The sequence below is a fragment of the Actinopolyspora mortivallis DSM 44261 genome (assembly GCF_000384035.1).
Lineage (GTDB): Bacteria > Actinomycetota > Actinomycetes > Mycobacteriales > Pseudonocardiaceae > Actinopolyspora > Actinopolyspora mortivallis.
In genome coordinates this window covers 264,704-284,472 of sequence record NZ_KB913024.1, presented here as the reverse complement: position 1 = coordinate 284,472, position 19,769 = coordinate 264,704, and the positions used below count along the sequence as shown (strand labels likewise).

18 protein-coding genes are annotated in these 19,769 nt (G+C 69.9%); 7 read left to right on the top strand and 11 right to left on the bottom strand.

What is annotated here, in order from left to right; translation table 11 throughout:
* The first annotated feature begins 82 nt into the window (after positions 1-82).
* Positions 83-727, top strand: a complete 645-nt coding sequence (locus tag ACTMO_RS0101490; RefSeq protein ID WP_019852879.1) for a DJ-1/PfpI family protein — start codon at positions 83-85, stop codon at positions 725-727.
* A 141-nt stretch (positions 728-868) separates the two neighbouring features.
* On the opposite strand, the gene ACTMO_RS0101485 is transcribed toward ACTMO_RS0101490, so the two are convergent.
* Both ACTMO_RS0101485 and aceB read right to left on the bottom strand, forming a co-directional pair.
* Entirely contained in the window at positions 869-2,128 is a 1,260-nt protein-coding gene (locus tag ACTMO_RS0101485; RefSeq protein WP_019852878.1) for a DUF6986 family protein, read from the bottom strand.
* A 65-nt stretch (positions 2,129-2,193) separates the two neighbouring features.
* Positions 2,194-3,795, bottom strand: a complete 1,602-nt coding sequence (aceB, locus tag ACTMO_RS0101480) for a malate synthase A (protein ID WP_019852877.1) — start codon at positions 3,793-3,795, stop codon at positions 2,194-2,196.
* A gap of 336 nt (positions 3,796-4,131) precedes the next feature.
* Between aceB and ACTMO_RS0101475 the strand changes: the two genes are divergently transcribed.
* Complete coding sequence (locus ACTMO_RS0101475; RefSeq protein ID WP_019852876.1) at positions 4,132-4,944, top strand: IclR family transcriptional regulator; 813 nt, start codon at positions 4,132-4,134, stop codon at positions 4,942-4,944.
* A gap of 88 nt (positions 4,945-5,032) precedes the next feature.
* Here ACTMO_RS0101475 and ACTMO_RS0101470 read toward each other — a convergent pair whose 3' ends face one another.
* Together ACTMO_RS0101470 and ACTMO_RS0101465 are read right to left on the bottom strand one after the other, a co-directional pair.
* A complete protein-coding gene (locus ACTMO_RS0101470) occupies positions 5,033-5,233 on the bottom strand; it encodes a DUF397 domain-containing protein (protein ID WP_026448759.1) in 201 nt (66 codons plus the stop codon).
* 12 nt (positions 5,234-5,245) lie between these two features.
* Positions 5,246-6,112: a helix-turn-helix domain-containing protein gene (locus tag ACTMO_RS0101465; protein WP_019852874.1), complete on the bottom strand. Its 867-nt coding sequence runs from the start codon at positions 6,110-6,112 to the stop codon at positions 5,246-5,248.
* A gap of 236 nt (positions 6,113-6,348) precedes the next feature.
* On the opposite strand from ACTMO_RS0101465, the gene ACTMO_RS0101460 reads away from it, so the two are divergent.
* The 4 genes from ACTMO_RS0101460 to ACTMO_RS20035 all read left to right on the top strand — a co-directional run bounded on the left by ACTMO_RS0101460 (position 6,349) and on the right by ACTMO_RS20035 (position 8,949).
* Positions 6,349-6,684, top strand: a complete 336-nt coding sequence (locus ACTMO_RS0101460; protein ID WP_019852873.1) for a hypothetical protein — start codon at positions 6,349-6,351, stop codon at positions 6,682-6,684.
* Between the two features lie 614 nt (positions 6,685-7,298).
* A complete protein-coding gene (locus ACTMO_RS0101455) occupies positions 7,299-7,574 on the top strand; it encodes a hypothetical protein (RefSeq protein ID WP_019852872.1) in 276 nt (91 codons plus the stop codon).
* Between the two features lie 197 nt (positions 7,575-7,771).
* A complete protein-coding gene (locus ACTMO_RS0101450) occupies positions 7,772-8,095 on the top strand; it encodes a hypothetical protein (protein ID WP_019852871.1) in 324 nt (107 codons plus the stop codon).
* 296 nt (positions 8,096-8,391) lie between these two features.
* Positions 8,392-8,949 carry a hypothetical protein gene (locus ACTMO_RS20035; RefSeq protein WP_019852870.1) on the top strand — a complete coding sequence of 186 codons (558 nt, stop codon included), beginning with the start codon at positions 8,392-8,394 and terminating at the stop codon, positions 8,947-8,949.
* 145 nt (positions 8,950-9,094) lie between these two features.
* Here the strand turns inward: ACTMO_RS20035 and tsaE are convergent, their stop codons facing one another.
* The 5 genes from tsaE to glmS all read right to left on the bottom strand — a co-directional run bounded on the left by tsaE (position 9,095) and on the right by glmS (position 15,396).
* On the bottom strand, positions 9,095-9,577 hold the full coding sequence (gene tsaE / locus ACTMO_RS0101440) for a tRNA (adenosine(37)-N6)-threonylcarbamoyltransferase complex ATPase subunit type 1 TsaE (protein WP_019852869.1): 483 nt from the start codon (positions 9,575-9,577) through the stop codon (positions 9,095-9,097).
* Positions 9,574-10,665, bottom strand: a complete 1,092-nt coding sequence (locus ACTMO_RS0101435; RefSeq protein ID WP_019852868.1) for an alpha/beta fold hydrolase — start codon at positions 10,663-10,665, stop codon at positions 9,574-9,576. Before ACTMO_RS0101435 ends, tsaE begins: the two co-directional genes overlap by 4 nt.
* On the bottom strand, positions 10,665-11,804 hold the full coding sequence (gene alr, locus ACTMO_RS0101430; protein ID WP_019852867.1) for an alanine racemase: 1,140 nt from the start codon (positions 11,802-11,804) through the stop codon (positions 10,665-10,667). Before alr ends, ACTMO_RS0101435 begins: the two co-directional genes overlap by 1 nt.
* 53 nt (positions 11,805-11,857) lie before the next feature.
* Positions 11,858-13,417, bottom strand: a complete 1,560-nt coding sequence (locus ACTMO_RS0101425) for an NAD(P)H-hydrate dehydratase (RefSeq protein WP_019852866.1) — start codon at positions 13,415-13,417, stop codon at positions 11,858-11,860.
* A gap of 119 nt (positions 13,418-13,536) precedes the next feature.
* Positions 13,537-15,396, bottom strand: a complete 1,860-nt coding sequence (gene glmS, locus ACTMO_RS0101420) for a glutamine--fructose-6-phosphate transaminase (isomerizing) (protein WP_026448758.1) — start codon at positions 15,394-15,396, stop codon at positions 13,537-13,539.
* A 125-nt stretch (positions 15,397-15,521) separates the two neighbouring features.
* Here glmS and ACTMO_RS0101415 point away from each other — a divergent pair, with 125 nt between their 5' ends.
* A complete protein-coding gene (locus ACTMO_RS0101415) occupies positions 15,522-16,340 on the top strand; it encodes a dienelactone hydrolase family protein (protein ID WP_019852864.1) in 819 nt (272 codons plus the stop codon).
* Positions 16,341-16,425: 85 nt separating this feature from the next.
* On the opposite strand, the gene ACTMO_RS0101410 is transcribed toward ACTMO_RS0101415, so the two are convergent.
* Both ACTMO_RS0101410 and ACTMO_RS0101405 read right to left on the bottom strand, forming a co-directional pair.
* On the bottom strand, positions 16,426-16,905 hold the full coding sequence (locus ACTMO_RS0101410) for a hypothetical protein (RefSeq protein ID WP_245555992.1): 480 nt from the start codon (positions 16,903-16,905) through the stop codon (positions 16,426-16,428).
* Entirely contained in the window at positions 16,902-19,601 is a 2,700-nt protein-coding gene (locus ACTMO_RS0101405; RefSeq protein WP_019852862.1) for a WXG100 family type VII secretion target, read from the bottom strand. The genes ACTMO_RS0101410 and ACTMO_RS0101405 overlap by 4 nt, the downstream gene beginning before the upstream one ends.
* Between the last annotated feature and the right edge of the window lie 168 nt (positions 19,602-19,769).

The following is a 19,769-nucleotide window of genomic DNA, read 5'->3' as shown; positions in this document are numbered from 1 at the left end:
GTCCCGCGCGGCACTCCCACGGGCCGGTCGTGCCGGGAGCCGGGGAGCGCTTCCGAGAACAACCCGCACGGAAAGGAGCACGATGCTGGTCGCCGTCCCGCTGTTCGACCGGTTCACCGCCTTGGACGCGGTCGGGCCGTACGAGGTCCTCTCCCGACTGCCCGACACCGAGGTCGTGTTCGTCGGTCTGGACAGTGGCCCCGTGCGCACCGAAGGAGGCGGACTCGGGCTGGTCGCCGACGCCACCCTCGAACAGGTCCGCCGTCCGGACGTCGTGGTGGTCCCCGGGGGCCCCGGACAGAGCGAGCACATGTCCGAGGGCCCGCTGCACCGCTGGTTGCGCGCCGTCGACGAGACCACGGTCCGGACGACCGCGGTGTGCACCGGTTCGCTGATCCTCGCCGCTGCGGGGGTCCTCGCCGGCCGCACCGCCACCTCGCACTGGCTGGCCCTCGACCAGCTGTCCACCCTGGATGTGACTCCGAGCGGCGAACGCGTGGTCGTGGACGGCAAGTACGTCACCGCCGCCGGGGTGTCCTCCGGTATCGACATGGCGCTGGTCCTGGCCGGGGAGCTGGTGGGTGAGCAGACCGCCCAACGTGTCCAGCTCGGCATCGAGTACGACCCGCGGCCCCCGTACGACGCGGGCGCTCCGGACAAGGCACCCGCCGAGATCGTGGCGGCGCTGCGTGAGCGCAGCAGGTTCCCCCGGAACCGGGCCGTGTGAGCCACCGGTCCATGGGCGGCGCCCACCGGAGAACCGCGACGAACTCGGCGGACGCCGCCCGTCTCTGGCGGGTCGGCGCGCTTCCGGCCGGGTACGGCCGAGAAGCCGTGCGGACGTGCCGTGCGCGACTCCCGGGGAGTCCTACACCCGTCCGAGCTCGCGCAGTCGCGCCTCGGACAGCCCGGTCATCGCGGCCACCTCCTCGGCGTCGGTGGCCCCGTTGTCCAACGCCCGCACGAACGAGGCCGCCAGGGCCCGTGCGGTGGCGGGTTCGTCGAGCACCGCTCCCCCGGAGGCCGAGGCGTAGGCGGCCAGCCGGTCGGCGGCGGAGTCGGCGGAGTCGCGGAACTCGGCGAACACGGCCGCGTAGCGCGTGACCAGCTGCGCCGGGTGCAGGTCCCACCCCTGGTAGAAGCCGTGTTCCAGCGAGCGCCGCACCAACCCGTAGTGGGTCCGCCATCCGTGCCGCACCTGCTCGGCGTCGCCGACAGGCAGCACGTTGGTGGAGCCGTCGGACAGGAACACCCCGGTTCCCGCCGTGCAGACCTGCATGACGTGCCGGGCGAAGTCGCAGGCGCGGTGCGCCAGGTGCTGGTGGGCGGCGGTCAGTCCGCACCCGGCCGTGTAGTCGTAGGTTCCGAAGTGCAGCCCGGTGATCCTGTCGTCCCCCGCACCGAGGAAACGGGGCAGCGCCAGCCTCCCTTCGGTGTCTACGATGGACCGCGTCGTTTCCACCTGGATCTCGAAGCGCAGGGACCGTTCGGGCAGTCCGAGGGCGCGTTCCGTGCGCGCCAGGATCCCGACGAAGGCCTCCACCTGACGGACGTCGACCACCTTCGGGAAGGTCAGCAGGAACCCCGGGGGCAGCTCGCCGTGGGCGGCCAACAGCTCGGTGAGGAAGACGTCCAGTGTGCGCACCGAACGCTCCCGCAGGCTCGGGGAGTCGAAGGACTTCACCCGGAGGCCGACGTGTTCGGGGGCGGTTCCCTCCCTCAGCCACCCGGCGAACACTCCGGCGGTGCGTTCGGCGTCGGCGTCCTCCACCGCGTCCTCGGGGGTGCCGTAGCCGTCCTCGAAGTCGATCCGCAGATCCTCGATCGGCGACTCGGCCAGCTTGGCCCGCACCCGGGGGTGAATCGCCCTCGCCCGTTCGGGCGGCAGGTCGAGCACCTCGGCCATCCGCTCGGGGGTGGCTGCGTGCTCGTCGAGTGCGGCCAGGGCCCGTTCGCCCCAGTCCCGGACGGTGTCCGCCTCCACCCCGTCGGCGGGCACGTAGCAGGTGTGCACCGGCTGCCTGACAGCGGAACCTCCGGGAAACCGGTCCGCCGTGACCCTGTCCACATCGGCCAGCGGAGCCAGACACGCGTCGACGTCGGCCCGGTTCAACGAAGTCCTGGCCACATCTCCTCCTCACCGGATCACACGAGCGGTGGCCGCCCGAGCGGGACGGCCACCGCGGACGACACTCAGTCGATCTGCTCGTAGGCGGGCAGGGTCAGGAAGTCGACGAACTCCTCGGCCACGGCCACCCGCTCGAACAGTTCCACGGCACGGTCGAGGTTCTCGGTCGGGAAGCCCTCCTCGGCGCGGAGCTGCTTCTCGGTGTCACCCAGCACCTGGCGCACCAGGTCCTTGGTGACCCGCTGGCCGTCGGCGAGCACGATGTCGTTGTGCAGCCACTGCCAGATCTGCGAACGCGAGATCTCGGCGGTGGCCGCGTCCTCCATCATGTTGTGGATACCGGCCGCACCGTTGCCTCCGAGCCAGGACACGATGTAGCGCACTCCGACGTCCACGGCCGAACGCAGCCCCTCGATCGTCTTGTCGCCGGGGGTTTCGGCGGTGTTCAGCAGGTCGGCGGCCCCGACCGAGACGTCCTCGCGCTTGCGGTCGATCTGGTTGGGCTTGTCCCCGAGCACCGCGTCGAACTCCTCCCGGCACACCGACACGGTGTCCGGGTGGGCCACCCACGAGCCGTCGAAGCCGTCGTTGGCCTCGCGGCGCTTGTCGTCGTGGATCTTGGCCAGCGCCTTCTCCGTGACCTCGGGGTCACGTCGGTTGGGGATGAACGCGGCCATCCCGCCGATGGCGAACGCACCCCGCTTGTGGCAGGTGCGCACCAGCAGCTCGGTGTAGGCCCGCATGAACGGCGCGGTCATGGTGACGCTGTTGCGGTCAGGCAGGACGAACTCCGAACCGGCCGAGCGGAACGTCTTGATCACGCTGAACAGGTAGTCCCAGCGGCCCGCGTTGAGTCCGGCGCTGTGCTCCCTGAGCTCGTAGAGGATCTCCTCCATCTCGAAGGCCGCCGGGATCGTCTCGATCAGCACCGTGGCGCGCACCGACCCCTGGGGGATGCCGAGGTCCCGCTGGGCCTGCACGAACACGTCGTTCCAGAGGCGGGCCTCCAGGTGACTCTCCATCTTGGGCAGATAGAAGTACGGGCCGGTGCCGCGCCGCAGGCCCTCGGCGGCGTTGTGGAAGAAGTACAGCCCGAAGTCCACCAGCGCGGCCACGGCAGGCTGACCGTCGACCAGGATGTGCCGCTCGTCGAAGTGCCAGCCCCGGGGACGCACCAGCGGCACCGCGTGCTCGACGTCCTCGCGCAGCGTGTACTGCTTGCCGTTGGAGTGCAGTTCGATCTGCTTGCGGATCACGTCGTAGAGGTTGACCTGGCCGGAGACGACGTTGCTCCAGTGCGGGGTGTTGGCGTCCTCCAGGTCGGCCAGCCAGACCTTGGCCCCGGAGTTCAGCGCGTTGATGGCCATCTTGCGGTCGGTGGGGCCGGTGATCTCCACCCTGCGGTCCCGCAGCGCGGCGGGCGGCTCGGCCACCTGCCAGTCGGACTCGCGGATGTGGCTGGTCTCGGGGAGGAAGTCCAGCTTCCCGGTACGGGCGGCCTCGTCACGGCGCTGCTGCCTGCGGGCGAGCAGTTCGTCGCGCCGCGCGCCGAAGGAACGTTGCAGCCGAGCGACGAAGTCGAGGGCCTCGGGGGTGAGGATCTCGTCGCCGCGTTCCACGGGAGCGCCGAGGATCTCAACACCCTGTGCCGGGGTCGATTGGGACATGAGACGTCCACCTCTTTCTGATGCCGGGTTACAGACGGTGGCTGGTGAGACAGCTTGCCGCGCCGGTGGCGTTCTCGCACCCCTCGGAGCAAGTTCGCTACTGGCTCGCGGTACGCCCGTTATGTTTTTTGCATCGTGGAGGTTAGTTTCCGCATCCCGCTTCGGGCAAGATGAACTGAACCACCCCCGCCCACGGACGGGGAGCACGCCGCGCGGCGCGGTGTCAGTACGACATCCGCCGAACGGCGGACGGCTACACTGGTCCACCGCCGTACGGTGGGCGGGAGTCGGCTCACCGACGAGGGCCGAGCAGCACACGGGAAGAGGAACACTGGGATGGCGGCTGGACAGGACGCGAACGGCACGGGAACCGGTCGCGCCAAACCCACGCAGGGCGGCGTTCAGTCGGTCGAACGCACCTTCGAGTTACTGGAGCTCATGGCCGACGCGGGAGGCGAGGTGGCCCTCAGCGACCTCGCCGAGGCGTCCGCGCTCCCGCTGCCCACCATTCACCGCATCATGCGCACTCTGGTCCGGGCGGGGTACGCCCGCCAGCAGCCCTCCCGCCGGTACGCGCTGGGACCGAGCCTCATCCGGCTGGGGGAGACCGCCAGCCGCACCCTCGGGTCCTGGGCCCGGCCGTACCTCGCCGAACTGACCGAGGCCACCGGCGAGACCTCCAACATGGCCGTGCTGGACGGCGCCCAGATCGTCTACGTCTCCCAGGTTCCCTCGCAGCACTCCATGCGCATGTTCACCGAGGTGGGCAGGCGCGTGGACGCCCACGCCACGGCCGTGGGCAAGGCCGTGATGGCCACCATGCCCGAGGACAGCGTCCTCCAGGTGCTCAACCGCACCGGCATGCACCCGCAGACCGAACGCACCATCACCGACGTGGAGACGATGCGTGCGGAGCTCGCCCGCATCCGCGAACGCGGCTACGCCCTCGACGACGGTGAGCAGGAGGTCGGGGTGCGCTGCTACGCCGTGGCCGTCCCCGACGCCCCGGCCGCCGCGGCGATCTCGATCAGCGGGCCCGAGGCGCGGATGAAGCGGATCTCCACCGAGGAGGTCGTCCCGCTGATGCGTAGGCTGGCCACCGACCTCGGCAACGAACTCAGCTCGACGGGCGAGGCGGGCCAGTTTTAGGCAAAATCAGCCCCCGCCACACGCGGGGCATGACACGGAAACGGCGCCCCCGGAAACCTCCCGAGGGCGCCGTGCTGTCGCTACGGTCTCACTCGAAGCGGCCGATCTTCACCGCGTCGAGGAAGGCGGCCCACTGGTTGCGTGGGATGGCGAGCGTACCGCCGTCGCGATCCTTGGTGTCACGCACGCCCGTGAACCCAGGAACATGAGCAGCCTCGACGCAAGCGGCGTTCTGAGTGCTCCGAGTGCTTTTGAACCAGGACGCCCCCGTGAAGTCGGGCTGGTGCATGATCGGCGCCTCTCATTCGGTCGTTGTATATTGCGTCGCTACTGTCCGTATAAAGTCCAAAGACTCCTTGGGACCCAGAGCAGCAGCTTGTACCCGGCCCCACAGGTTACGGTACTCGCTGACGCTCTCCTTACTGTCCAGGTACCGAGCGTCGTCATAGCTCTCCACGTAGACAAACTCCAGATCAGGAGTCGCCCCCGGAGAAGGCACAGTCAGAAGCGTAAACTCGTGACTGATAGCTGCCGCGTATGTCTGAGCACTGAACGGCATCACCTGAAGGTGCACATGGTCCATCAAGGCCACCTGCTCCAGGTAACGGAGCTGGTCCAGCATCACGTCCGGTGTCCCGATCTGACGACGTAGGCATGACTCAGACAGGACGAACGACGAGGCGGGCGGAGAGTTCCTGGAGAAGATCGCCTGACGTTCTTGTCTGGCCTTGATGTTCGCGTCCACATCGTGATCATCGGGGCGTGGTGACGTGGTGTGAAGGGAGCGGATATACCCCTCCGTTTGCAAGATCCCGGGCACGATCTCGCTTTGCACTTGCCGGATTTCGCTGGCGTCGGTCTCCAGATCGACATACATGCGGAACCACTCAGGGAACACAGCCCGGTAGCCGCTCCAGCGCCCTCGCGAACTGCGTGTCCTAGCCAGCTCGAGCATCCATTCCTTGTGCTCCTGTGTGTCGCCGTACTCATCGAGCAGCAGCAAGAGGTCTCCCTTGCTTATGCCGCTCTGGCCGAGTTCGAGACGGCTGATCTTGGTTACGGCACAGTCCAGGATGCGTGCTGCATCTGCCTGCTCCAATCCTGCGGCCTGGCGCACATGCCTCAGCTCGTTACCAAGTTGCAACCGCCGGACGGTGTTCGTCGCCATAGCTCCTCCTGAGGTCCGCACTCCCCCGCGTGCCTGACGTGCTCATTATCGAGCAGTGCGCCGCATCCTGATGATCACCCGAAAGAAGTATTCCTAAATCTGCATTCCTATATTTAGGATCTCATATAAGAGATGGCCGATCATACAACGGGATGTTGATAATGCAGAGTAAGGATCACACTGAGGCGATCCCGCCCGACCTGAGCAGTTTGGTTTCCGCAGGCGAGCGATGTGCCGTGCCGTGGCCGGATGAACCCCGCTGCCGCTTCGTCATCGGCACCGACTCCTGGGTCATCCACGCCACCGGGGTGCAGCGTCGTATCGAGTGTGCTCGGGCTGGGCGTGGGCTGCTGGCCTGTTTCTGCGGAGCACGCATCCGGCTACCCGAACGTCCGCCGGTGCGGGTGGTGGGCGGGTGGCATCACTACTGCTCGGAATGCCTGTGCTTTCTGATCGGTGCCAGTGATCGTCCGTTGGCGAGTCCGCTGAATTCCTACGAGTCCTGGCTGTGGGAGCTGGTCGGGCTAGACGAAGCCGTTACCGCTTCCCCACCACTTCGGGAGGTCTCGTGATCGTGGCCGTGTGCGGGGTGCTGCTGCGGCTGCTGTGCGGCAGAGATCGTGGCCGAAACCGAGTTCACAGTCTTGCTGCTAGGCCGTCTGCTCCGGAGGTCAACCCAGGGAGCCAGCCTCGACGGTGGGGATGGTTCGCCAGCACGCATGAATCCCGATGGCATGCGTGTTCGGCCAACACCGAGGTCCGGCAGGACGGAGTGTGGGCGCTATGTGGGCACCTAGCCCGGCGAGGTCCGTTCCGCTGTCGAGCCGGAAGCGACCCACCGGAGGAGGGCGGTCGATGGGTCTGTGATGCCTGCCTGCACGTGGTCGGCTACCTGCCGCCGCGCGTGCCCCGCCTGAAACCGGTGTGCTTCGCCTCCGACGAACCAGACCCGGAACCAGACTGGCCCACCACCGACCCCGACGAAGGAGCCCCCGGTAGCTCGTACCTACCGGGGACCAATCACCAGCCTACCGAACTAGGACGCCACCACCGCGCGGCCCGAACGATCGAGGACACCCATGAGCGAACACCTGCCCACCACCTGGCGTGAACGCGGTCTGCACTGGCACGCCCACCTACGTCCCCCAGCACACCGAAACTCCGGCGCACCGAGACCCCGGATGCCGTGCTGTTGGACCCCGAAGCCGGGGCCGAATGGGTCGCCGACATGCTCACCCGCCACAACGTCACACCGATCACGATCCACTGGCACACCCCGTGGAACGTGACCCTCGACGAGCCCGAGGTGCGCGACGCCGCCCGCGACCGGCACGCCCTCGCGAAAGGACTGCCCGTGACCGCCACGGTGACCACCACCGCCGGGCGGGGATACCTCCACGTCGACCCCTACACCCCCCTGCAATGCCCCCACCACAGAGCCCAGGCCGCCACCACGGGCTGAACGAGCCCGCACCCCCGCCGTCGACACCCCGAACACCTGAGTCCGGCGGGCGTGCGCGGCGGCCCCGCCCCCACGGCACGGCGGGGCCGCCCCAAACCCGGTGCCACCTGAGCTCCCCTCCCCCTGAGGTGGCACCACCCCCGGCCGGGCAGCCGCACCCGGCCCGGCCGGGGGCAGCCCCACCGCAAGGAGTTCTCATGTCCCGACTCTCGCCGGTGACCACCATCCTGCTGCGCGAATGCGCCGGAATCGGCCTCGCCGTGGCCGGATTCGCCTACAGCATCTGGGTCACCGTGGTCATTCTCGTTGACCTGGTCCCCAACCTCGCCCACCCCGAACACATCCGACTCGGCCCACACACGCTGCTGGCCACCCTGGACTGCCTGAGCTGGTGGACCGGCATCGCCGGACTCCGACTCGGCGGATGGCACGCGAGAAAGGCGGCCACTTTCGGCCTGGCCCTCATCGCCGTCCACACGTTCGAGGTAACCGTTATGGGGGTGGTAGTCCGCTACGCATAACGGCATTCCCCGCAGACGCGGAGGCGGCCCCTGGCGGACCAGTCTCAGGCGAAATCACCTTCGCGGCGCTGACCGGAACGGAGCAGCCGGTTTCACCCGTTCGGCCGTTGTCACTTTCCGTACAATATTCAATACCCTGGGTATTGATCAATCGTGGGGGACATCAACCAGCGGATCACGCGCGCCGATTGTCACACCCGACCATGAATTGATCGCGTTCGGAAATTCGAACGAAACGGACAGACCACGACGACGTGTGCCGCGCCAGGGGCACACGACTCAGGAAGAGGATTCTCGTGCTCAAGAAATGTCTCGCGATCACGGCCGCGCTGGTAGCCACAGTGGCCGGCACGCAGTCCGCCGCAGCGAGCGCGGTGGCTCCGCACGACAGCAACCAGGACTTCGCCGCGCAGGGACGGGCAGCTGATCTTTCCACTGACCAGATCGAATTCCTCCAAGCCGAAGCGGACAGATACCTCGCCGAACACGGGGGCGAGCAGGTCGCGTTGAACCGGGTCGAACTCGACGGGGCCACCATCCGAATCGCGCTGCCGAACGAGCCACACCCCCGAAACCTCTCCTCCGAGGCCTCCTCCAAACAGCACCACTGCAACTACAAACGTTTTTGCGCGTACAGCGAAAGGAACTACTACGGCACGGAAATAGAAATGTACAGATGCGGGGTGTACAACATTCCCTGGACGAGCACGGGATCCTGGTACAACAACCAGCAGGGTGGCGCCCGGGCTGAGATGCTGAACGAACACGGCCAGGTCACCTTCCGCACCGGCGGCAGAGGAGCCCACGACCGCTCCGGTTCCTGGGCGAACGTGGCCGCTGTGCGGAACTGCTAGTGTTCCGGCCCTCCGGTCGGCTTCGGTGATCGCACGCTCTCGCTGTGCCCTCCCCCTCGATCTCGGACGAGGTGTGTCCACCGCACCGCTCATCCGAGATCAGGGGGCTGGTCTCGCGGGAACACGCGATTCCCGGCCCCGCACCTCACCCGAAGACCGGCGGCAACCGGTCCAACCAGCGCCGCCCCTGCGGACACAGCGTGACCTCGCGTGTCTCGTCGTCGCGACGCGCGATGCGCACCAGCAGATGGTCCTCGGCCAGCCGCTCGGCGAAACCCCCACCCCACTCGACCACCACGGCCGCCTCGGTCAGCTCGGTGTCCAGGTCCAGATCGTCGAGTTCGGCCAGTGAGGTGAGCCGGTAGGCGTCCACGTGCACCAGTGTGGTGCCGCCCCGGCGCTCGGGGTGGTGTTCGCGGGCCAGCACGAACGTGGGAGAGGTGATCCGCCCCCGTACCCCCATCCCGCTGGCCAAACCCCGGGTGAGTGCCGTCTTGCCCGCCCCGAGCGGACCGTCCAGCAACACGAGGTCACCCGCCCCGAGAACCGCGCCGAGCGCGGCGCCGAAACGCTCGGTGTCCTCGGTGCTCGCCAGCTCGAACGTCCAGACCGCCGAATCGGAAGTCACCTGCCGCTCACCTTCTCCGCGGAATCACTCGTACGTGTGCCGCGCACCACGCGCCGCACCAAACCTGTCAGACGAGCGGTGACCAGCTCGGCCCGCTCCAGAATCACCATATGCCCCGCCCCCGCGACACGGACGAGTTCGGCCTCGGGAAGCTCGGCCGCCATCGTCTCGGAGTGCGTGAACGGGGTGATCCTGTCGGCGTCACCACCCAGCACCAGCACCTCGCAGGAACGCAGCGCGGCCAACGCGGCCCTGCGGTCGTGCGCACCGAGCGTCTCCAGGAAACCGGTCACGGTCTCCACGCTGGTACCGGAGATCATCTCCTCGGTGAGCTCGACCAGCTCCGCGTCCACCCCCCGGTCCCCGAAAGCCAGTTCGCGGACCATGTTCCGAGTCACCCGCGCCCCGCCGCGCCGCACCAGCTCCACCAGACCCGGCTGCCACCCGGCCAACACCCCCAGCGCGGCGGTCAGCGGGTTGTGCCTGGACAGCCACGGCCTCGGCAGGCCGTGGGCCCCCACCTGTCCGGCCGAACTCGCCAACAGCGCGACCGCCCGCACCCGCGGGCCGAACAGCTCGGGACGCTGCTCTGCCAACGCCATGATCGTCATTCCGCCCATGGAGTGCCCGACCAGCACCACCGGTTCGCTTCCGGCCGTGGCGCGCAGCACCGCGTCGAGATCCGCGCCCAACTGCTCGATGGTGCCGCCCCCACGAGCGGGCCTGCCGGAACGGCCGTGGCCACGCTGGTCGTAGAGCACCAGCCGCACCCGGGGATCGACCAGCTCGGGCAGCTCGGCACACTGGAAGAGCCAGCACCGCGAATCCAGGCTGTAACCGTGCACCAGCACCACGGTCACCTCGGGCGCTCCGCCGTCGGCGGGGCCCACCTCCAGCACGGAAAGCGGCACCCCGTCGTCGGCGGCGACCGTGGACTCCCGGGCGTGTTCTCGCCCCCACACGGGATCCCCGCTTCCGTCGTCCCGGCGAGCCGAACGCGAGGCGTAGGAGAGCAGGCTCATCACGGCCCCGGTGACGGCCGCGCCGAGCACCCCGGCCGACCAGGCCACCACCCGCCGGGACCTCATCACGCCTCCTCCGAAACGGTCCTGCTCACCCGAGGCCGGGACATGCCGGTGACGATCTCGTAGTGGATCGTGCCCAGTTCCCGGGCCCACTCGTCCGCGGTGGGCTCGCCCCGGTCACCGGGGCCGAACAGCACGACCTCCGCACCCTCGCGCACCGGATCGTCACCACACCACACCACCAGCTGGTCCATGCACACCGTGCCGACCACGGGACGCCGCTTGCCGCCCAGCCACACCGACATGCGTCCGGACAGGGACCGGGGAACACCGTCGGCGTAGCCGACGGGGACCAGGGCCACGGTGGTCTCCTCGGGGGCCGTCCACGAGTGGCCGTAGGACACCGACTCCCCGGCGGCGATCCGTCTGGTCAGCACCACGGTGGAGCGGAACGTCATCGCCGGGCGCAGGTCGTGGGGACCCGCCTGCGGAACCGGGTCCAGCCCGTAGAGGGCGATGCCGGGCCGCACCATGTCGAAGTGCAGATCCGGCCTGGTGAGCAGCGCGGCGGAGTTCGCCAGGTGCCGCAGCGGACGCAGCCCGGCCTCCAGCGCCCGCAGGTAGGCCTCCCGGAAACGCCGCGCCTGCATCTCGACCGAGGGATGCCCCGGCTCGTCGGCGCAGGCCAGGTGCGACCAGACCGCGAAGACCTCCACGGCCCCGTCGGCGGCGGCCTTGGCCGCCTCGTCGACCAGTCTCCCCCAATCCTCGGGGGAAGCGCCGTTGCGGTGCAGGCCGGTGTCTATCTTGAGGTGGACGCGGGCGGTGACACCGGCCGAGGCGGCGGCCCGCGCCACCTCGCGCAGCTGGGCGACCGTGGACACCGACAGGTCCACCTCCGCCCGCACGGCGGCGGCGATCTCGTCCTCCGGGCGGTACAACCAGCACAGCACGGGGGCCCGCACGCCGTACTCACGCAGCCGGAGGGCCTCGGAGATCAGAGCCACCCCCAGCCAGTCCGCCCCGGAACGCAGCGCCGCCCGGGCCGTGGCCACGGCCCCGTGCCCGTAGCCGTCGGCCTTGACCACGGCCATCGTCCGCGCACCGGAACTCCGGGCGTGTGCGGACAACACCTCCACGTTGTGACGAACGGCGTCGAGATCGACGTAGACGTCGGCACGGTGCGCGGATTGCTCGTTCATCGCTGCTCATGGTCGCACAGGCCGGATGCGCTGTCGGGCCCGCGCGGGGGCTTTCAGCGCGGCGGACGTGGCACTCGCGGGTCACCGAGCGCGGCCGCGCGTGTCTCACGGATCGCGGCGGGCACGGCCTCCACCAGCGCCGAGGCCCCGATCGGGGCCCCCACCTCCTCGGAGGACGACTCCCCCGTCCCGGTGGCGCCTCCCGGGGCCGGGTCCGACCCCGTGGCGGCGATCTCGGCCGCCCTGGCGTGCACCAGCACGGCGCAGCCGCAGGCCCACAGCGGGTCCAGCCCGGCGGCCAGCAGCTTGCCGATCATCCCGGTGAGCACGTCCCCCGAACCCGCCGTGGCGGGCCAGGACTGTCCGCAGGGATACACCAGCACCCTCCCGTCGGGGGCGGCCACGACCGTGGAGTTCCCCTTCAGCAGCAGCACCACGTCGTAACGCCGCGCCGCCCGCACCGCCTCGGAGACCCGGTCCCGGGGAGCACTGCCGGTCAACCGGGCGAACTCCCCGTCGTGGGGGGTGAGCACCACGGGCACGTCCGGATCCCGCGCGTCCCACAGGGTGATGTCGGAGGCCAGCAGGGTGATCGCGTCCGCGTCGGCGACCACCGGACGTCCCTCCTCCAGCACGGCGGCCAGCACCTCGCGCCCGCTGCCGCCCGTGCCGATGCCCGGCCCCACCGACCAGGCCTGGACCCGTCCGGCGTCCCCGACGGATCCGGTGGCCACCACCTCCGGCCACCTCTCGCGCACCGCGTCGGCCGCCGGTCCCGCGTAACGCACCATGCCGGAGGCGGCCCGCACCGCCCCCGCCGAGGTCAGCATCGCCGCTCCCGGGAAACTGGCCGAGCCGGCGGCCACCCCGAGCACCCCCTGGGTGTACTTGTCGTCCTCGCGGTCGGGCACGGGCCACAGGGAGCCCACGTCGACGGCCTCCGGCACGGAGAAGTCGGGGGCCTCCAACCAGGGGTCCAGACCGATGTCGACCACCCGCACCCGGCCGGAACGCCGTGCCCCCTCCCCGAGCACGTGACAGGGGCGCAGACAACCGAACGTGACCGTGATCTCGGCGGAGACCGCCACGCCGTCCACCGCCCCCGTCACCGGATCCACCCCGCTGGGCAGGTCCACGGCCACCACCGGCCCGGCGATGTGGGCCACCGCCTCCGCCGCCAGTGGGCGAAGCCCTCCGCGCGCGGACAGACCGACCACCCCGTCCACGACCACGTCCCCCCGCCGCAGGGCCCCGGCTGCCTCGGGGGACAGTCCGGACTCCGTCTCGGCGGGCACCACGCGCCCACCGGCCGCGCGCAGCGCACGCAACCCCTCGGTGTGCGTGCGGTCCGGGGCCAGCAACACCGCCGTCACCCCGACACCACGACGCCGCAGCAACGCACCGGCCCACAGCGCGTCCCCGCCGTTGTTGCCCGCACCGACCAGCAGGGTGACGTGGCGTCCCGCCACACGGCCGTGACGTCGCCCGAGCAGTCGCCGCACGTGCAGGGCCACCCCGTTCGCGGCACGCCGCATGACCACCGGCTCCGGCACGGTGTCGAACAGGCGCTGTTCCGCCGCGCGTATCCGCTCCGGGGTCCACACTCCGCGCATGGGCACTTCCCTCCTGAGGTGCTTCGGACGAGACCGCCCGGCACCGCCTCGGAACCGGGCTCGCCGGGAAGTCTATGCGGCGGAACCGCGTTTACGGAGCACTTGGACGAGGGCGGGCGCTATTCGACGGTCACGGACTTGGCGAGGTTGCGCGGCTTGTCCACGTCGAAACCCCGGTTCCGGGCGACCTCGGCCGCCAACACCTGCAACGGGACCGTGGTGACCAGCGGTTGCAGCAGGGTGGGCACCACCGGGACCTCGATGAGTTCGTCGGCGAACGGGCGCACCGCGTCGTCGCCCTCCTCGGTGATGACCACGGTGTGCGCCCCACGGGCCTGGATCTCGCGGATGTTGGAGACGAGCTTGGCGTGCAACTGGGGGTGTCCCTTGAGCGAGGGCATGGTCACCACCACGGGGAGGTCGTTCTCGATCAGCGCGATCGGCCCGTGTTTGAGCTCGCCCGCGGCGAAGCCCTCCGCGTGCATGTAGGCCAGTTCCTTGAGCTTGAGCGCCCCCTCCAGCGCCACCGGATATCCCACGTGCCGCCCCAGGAACAGCACCGCCTTCGCGGAGCAGAGTCGCTCGGCCAGTCCGCGGGTCTGCTCCACCACGGACAGCGTGGAACGCACCGCCTCGGGCATGGCCTCCAGCTGGCCGAAGTCGTGTTCGATCTCGTCGGGGTACTTGGTCCCCCGGGCCTGGGCCAGCGCGAGCCCGACCAGGTAGCTGGCCGCGATCTGGGCCAGGAAGGTCTTGGTCGCGGCCACTCCGATCTCCGGACCGGCGTGGGTGTAGAGCACCGCGTCCGACTCGCGGGGGATCTGCGAACCGTTGGTGTTGCTGATGGCCAGCACCCGAGCGTGCTGGGTCCGCGCGTGTCGGACGGCCTCCAGGGTGTCGGCGGTCTCACCGGACTGCGAGATCGCCACCACCAGCGTGTCCCGCCCGAGCACCGGGTCGCGGTAGCGGAACTCGCTGGCCAGCTCCACCTCCACCGGAACGCGGCACCAGTGCTCGATCGCGTACTTGGCCAGCAGTCCGGCGTGGTAGGCGGTTCCGCAGGCCACCACGAACACCTTGTTGACGTCCCGCAGGTCCTGTTCGCTGAGCCGCTGCTCGTCCAGCACCACGCCCCCGGAGAAGTGCCCGCGCAGGGTGTTGGCCAGCGCCTCCGGCTGCTCCTCGATCTCCTTGAGCATGAAGTAGTCGTGGCCGCCCTTCTCCGCCGCCGAGAGGTCCCAGTCGACCGTGAACGGCTTGACCGCCACCTCCGTGCCGGCGAAGTCGGTCACCCGGTAGTGACCGCGTCCGATGGCGACCACCTGGTCCTGGCCGAGCTCCACGGCGTCGCGGGTGTGTTCGATGAAGGCGGCCACGTCCGAGGCCACGAAGGTCTCCTCCTCGCCGACCCCCACCACCAGCGGGGAGGAACGCCGGGCCGCGACGATCAGGTCCGGCTCGTCGGCGTGGGTGACCACCAGGGTGAAGGCTCCGGACAGCCGGGAGGCCACCTCACCGAGGCTGGCGGGCAGGTCCCCTGCGGTCCTTCCCGCGGAGTAGGCACGCGCGATCAGGTGGGCGACGATCTCGCTGTCGGTGTCGCTGCCCAGTTCCACCCCGTCGGATTCGAGCTCGGCACGCAGCGCGGCGAAGTTCTCGATGATCCCGTTGTGCACCACCGCGACCCGCCCCGAGGCGTCGCGGTGCGGATGCGCGTTGCGGTCGGTCGGGGCGCCGTGGGTGGCCCACCTGGTGTGCCCCATGCCGCCGGTGCCGCCGAACCGCTCGCGGTCACCGGTGGACAGCCGCTGCTCCAGGTTCGACAGCGCTCCCGCCGAACGCTCGACCGCCAACGAGCCGGATCCGTTCAGCAGGGCCACACCCGCCGAGTCGTAGCCGCGGTACTCCAGCCGCCGCAGGCCCTGAAGCACCACGTCGAGGGCCGGGCGATGTCCTAGGTAACCCACAATGCCGCACACGCGCCTCAGCATAGCCAGGGGAGGTGGTCTGAACCTGATACGCATCCACCACTCGGGTGACGTCCGGGCTGCTTCGACAGGTCACCGCCACCCACCCGCGAGCCGATCCGCTACCGTGACGGACCATGGCCCACAACGCCAAGAAGGTGCTGCACGAGCTCGCCCAACGCGGACCGCACGAGGTGTTGCACGGCGATCTCGCGTTGGTGGGGCTGCCCGGGATCGTGTGCACCCCGCGCAGTGGGCGGGGGCTGGCGGCCATCGCCTTCGGACACGGCTGGTTGCAGCCACCCCGGCGTTACACCCGGCTGCTGCGGCACCTGGCCTCCTGGGGATTCGTGGTCGCGGCCCCCGCCACCCACACCGGCCCGTTCGCCTCCCACCGACTGTTCGCGGCCGACCTGCGCACGGCGCTGGACCTCTGTGTCGGTGTCCGGCTCGGCGACGGCGGGATCAGCGTCGACGAGAACCGGCTGGGCGTGGCCGGGCACTCCATGGGCGGCGGCTGCGCGGTGCTGGCCGCCGCCGAGGACCCCCGCGTCCGGGCGGTGGCCGGGATGGCCACGACCGAGACCATGCCCTCGGCGATCGCGGCCGCCCGGCGGGTGTCGGTGCCCGGGCTGCAACTGAGCGCGGCGGCGGACCTGCTCGCCCCGGCCCGCGCCAACGCCGAACCCGTCGCCTCCGCCTGGGGCGGCCCCGTACAGCTGCGCACCCTGCGCAAGGCCGGGCACCTGGGATTCACCGAGGGACGGCACTGGAGCGAGCTGCTGTTGCAGGGCAAGTCGCACTACGGCACCCAACGGCTGGCCCGGGCGCTGCTGACGGCGTTCTTCCTGCGCACGCTCACCGGGGACAAGCGGGGCAGCCCGCTGCTCTCCTCCGACGTCGCCGGGTCGAGCATCGACGGAGCACACAGCACCGGAGCACTGGCCGCCGCCTGACCCCGGTGAACGTGGTTCCCGCGAAAAACCCCGGGCCTGCCGGAGCCGTGAGGGGACACGAGCGGGATCTCGACACGACCCGTGGTCACTGAAGCCAGCTGCGCTGGGAGAAGTCCTCCTCGTCGTCCCAGTCGTCCCCGACGGGACGACGCCGACGTCCGGGGGCGGCGGGAGGCGGAGCGGGAGACGGGGTGGAGGAGACCGGAGCGGATGCCGGCGCCGAAGTCCGTTCGTTCCCGCCGTTCCACGGGCCCGCGAGGTACTCCTCCTCGTCCTCCTCCCCCACACCGATCCGCAACTCGTTGTCGTCCGTCCTGGAAGCCGGTCCCCGGGGTCCGGCCCCCGTATCCCGCTCCGCCTCGGCTGCCGCCTGCCTGCTCTGCTCCAGCACCCGCTGCTTCCGCTCGGCCGCCTCGCGCTCTATCTCGTTCCGGGAGCGCTCGGACTCGGCTTCGGCGGCGCTGATCTCGTCCCTGCCGTCCGCGAGGCTGTAGCCCTGTCGGGTGACCAAAGTTTCGACTCCCTCGGCCACCCGTTCGTTGACGAGCACCATCCCAGAACTCACCTCTCCTCGGGGTCACCCAGCACCGCGCTGTACTTCCAGCTGGCCAAGGGGTCGGTGCCGTCGTCGAACAGATTCCCCTCGGTACGCCACGGGCTGTCGTTGCTGCGTTCCTCGTCGCCACCGCCCTGCTGACCGGCTCCGGCCATGCCGCCCATGGGCATCATGCCGCCACGCGCACCCGACTGGTCCTGCTGCCCTCCTCCGGACTCGCTCATCGAAGCCAGGCCGGTGAGTCCCTGCGAGTCGACGGGACCCGAGCTGTCCCCGAGGTCGGGCAGTCCCACCGAACCCCGCGTGTCCCCGGCCGCGTTGCCGGGCCGTTCGCCCCAGACGTCGCCGCCCGCGTTGTCGACGGAGCTGAACAGGTCTCCGGAGAAGGCGGTGAAGGTCGCACGTCCCCCGGGGGAGGAGGGTTCGTCGAACATGGCGGAGCCCGCCCACTGGGAGGTGGTCTGCGCCGGGGCCTCGGCCGGGTCGGTGCCCCGTCCCCCACTCGTGGTCTCCCCGGTCCCCGTACCACCGAGTCCGTCGGAGCCGACGGGAGCGGAGGTGCTCACCTGTTCGGCACTCGGAGGTCCGCCGGGAGGCGGATTCTGACCGAGCACGCCGATTCCGTCCCCACCCCCTGCCTGCGGGGTGGCGGCCGTCGCGGTCCGGGTCTCCTCCCCGGCGGGTGACCGCGGAGGGGTGTCCGGGGCGTCGGGAGATGCCGGGCCGGGCTGTCCCCCGCCGCCGGAGAACACCCGTGCGGTGTCGGAACCGGCGACCTGTCGGGAGTCCTGCCCGAAGTCCACGGTCCTGACCTCGGGAGACCGACCGTCGCCCTCGTCCACGGAGAGCCGTAGTTGACCGTCCGGTGTCCGCTCCACCTCGACGGTCCGGTCGCCCTGCTCGATGACGGCGATCCCGTCCTCGTCGGGACGAACCGTCGTCACCGGGCGAGCACCGTCGGCACCCGCACCGGTGGCGGACTCCCCGGCTGCCGAAGCACCGGGTGTGAGTCGTTCTCCCGCCGAGAACCCGCCGGCGGGAGAGGACCGCTCCGACTCCCCCCGCTGGGGGGCGCCCCCGTCCTGATCACCTCCGGAACCGCCGAAGGCGATCTCGTAGGTGTGCGGCCGGCCGTCCGGACCGATCAACGTGATCCGGGGGTTTCCGTGCTCGTCCGCCTCACGGACGGTGATCTTCTCCTCCCCCTCGCCCAGGGTGACCTCGTCCGGCTTCCGTGCGGAGGACTCACCGTCCCCCGGGCCCGGAAGGTCCTCCGTCTTCGGCCCGTCTCCCGGCACCCCGGGGGGCTGCTGGTCGGGCCCGGCCGGTCCGGAAGGTCCTCCGCCCGCACCCGCACCGGCCGCCGGCGCGCTTGCGGCTCCCGTGCCGGCGCCTCCGCCACCGGCACCACCGGCGAGACCGCCACCGCCGCCCGTTCCTCCGGAACCACCCCGGGCACCGGGGGAATCATCGCTTCCCGCCAGCACTCCCGTGAAGGGATCCTCGCTGCCCCCCGCGGCCTCCAACAGCCGCTGGTAGCACTGCTCCACGGTGCTGACCGTGTTCGAGGTCTGCTGGTCGAACTGGGTCAGTTTGCTCCGGAACTCCGGGACGAAGGAGGAGTCCAGCCATGTCTTGGCATCGTCCACGATGCCCTGGCGAATGCTCTCCACCGCCTCTTTCGCACCCGCCACGGAGCCGATGATGCCGAGGGGTCCTCCGAGGATCGCGCCTACGGCGGCGTGTTTCAGGTACTCCCAACCCCCGGAGAAAACATCGTCGACACCGACGTCGGCCAGATCCTCCATCCTGAGGTCGCCACGGGCCTTGCGAATCTCGTCAGCCGTTTCCGCCGGGGACTTCCCGGCGCACGTGAGATCCTCGCCCACGTCGAGCACGAACTTCGCGTACTCACGAACAGCCTTCTGGATACCGTCCATCACGGGGGTGATGGCACCCGCGGTGCTCTCGATCTCCGAGACAACCACGCTCGCGCTGCTCGTGTAGGCGTTCACCTGCCCGGCAGCCGTTTCCGCGGCCTCGCCCTCCCAGGTCTGCCGGAGGCTGCTGAACTCGTTCTTCATGCTGCTGCACTGGTCCAGCAGCACCGAGTGCACCTTTTCCAGCCGTTCGGCGTCCTCACGAAAAGCGGCGAAATCAACGCCACGCAGCTCGTCGTAGCGGCTCTTGATCTCGCCTTCGAAATCCGGACCGTCTCCCGTCCAGTCCCTGAAGTGCGGCAGGAACTCGGCGTAGTACTCCAGACCGAGCTTCCCGTCATCGAGCAGCTGGTCCGAGTTCGGGACCTGCGATCCACTGTCCAGGCTCTTCTTCGCCCTGTCGAACCTGTCGGCACGCTCGGCCCGCTGTTCGGCTCTCTCCTGGACACCGGACAGCCCTCCGGTGGTGGCGTCGAACACCGCGTAGGCAGGGCTGAGGGCGGAGAAGGCGCCGTCGGCGATGTGACCGGCGTTGTCCTGGAGGAATCCACCCACCTCCGAGGCGGCACCGGAGAGCGCGTCCCCCACGGAGGACAGCGCACTACCGACCGGGGTGAGAACGCCAGAGGCCGCTTCGTTGACCGACGAGACCGCGTCACCGAGGGAGCTCGTGCCGTCCGCGGCACCGGCCGTGGAACCGGACCCCGTGGTACCGGAGTCCGCGTTCGTCGAGGATCCGGTGGTCTCACCGGAAGAAGAACTCACACTCTCACCGGAGTGACCACCCGAGCCCCCCTGGTTCCCTCCGCTCTGGTGGTTCCCTCCACTGTGGTGGCTTCCACTGTCCTGGTGACTTGCCCCACTCTGCTCATGGTGCCGCTCGGTTCCCGTTGCGACACTCGAAGTACTACCCGACGAGCTCTCGGTTCCGTA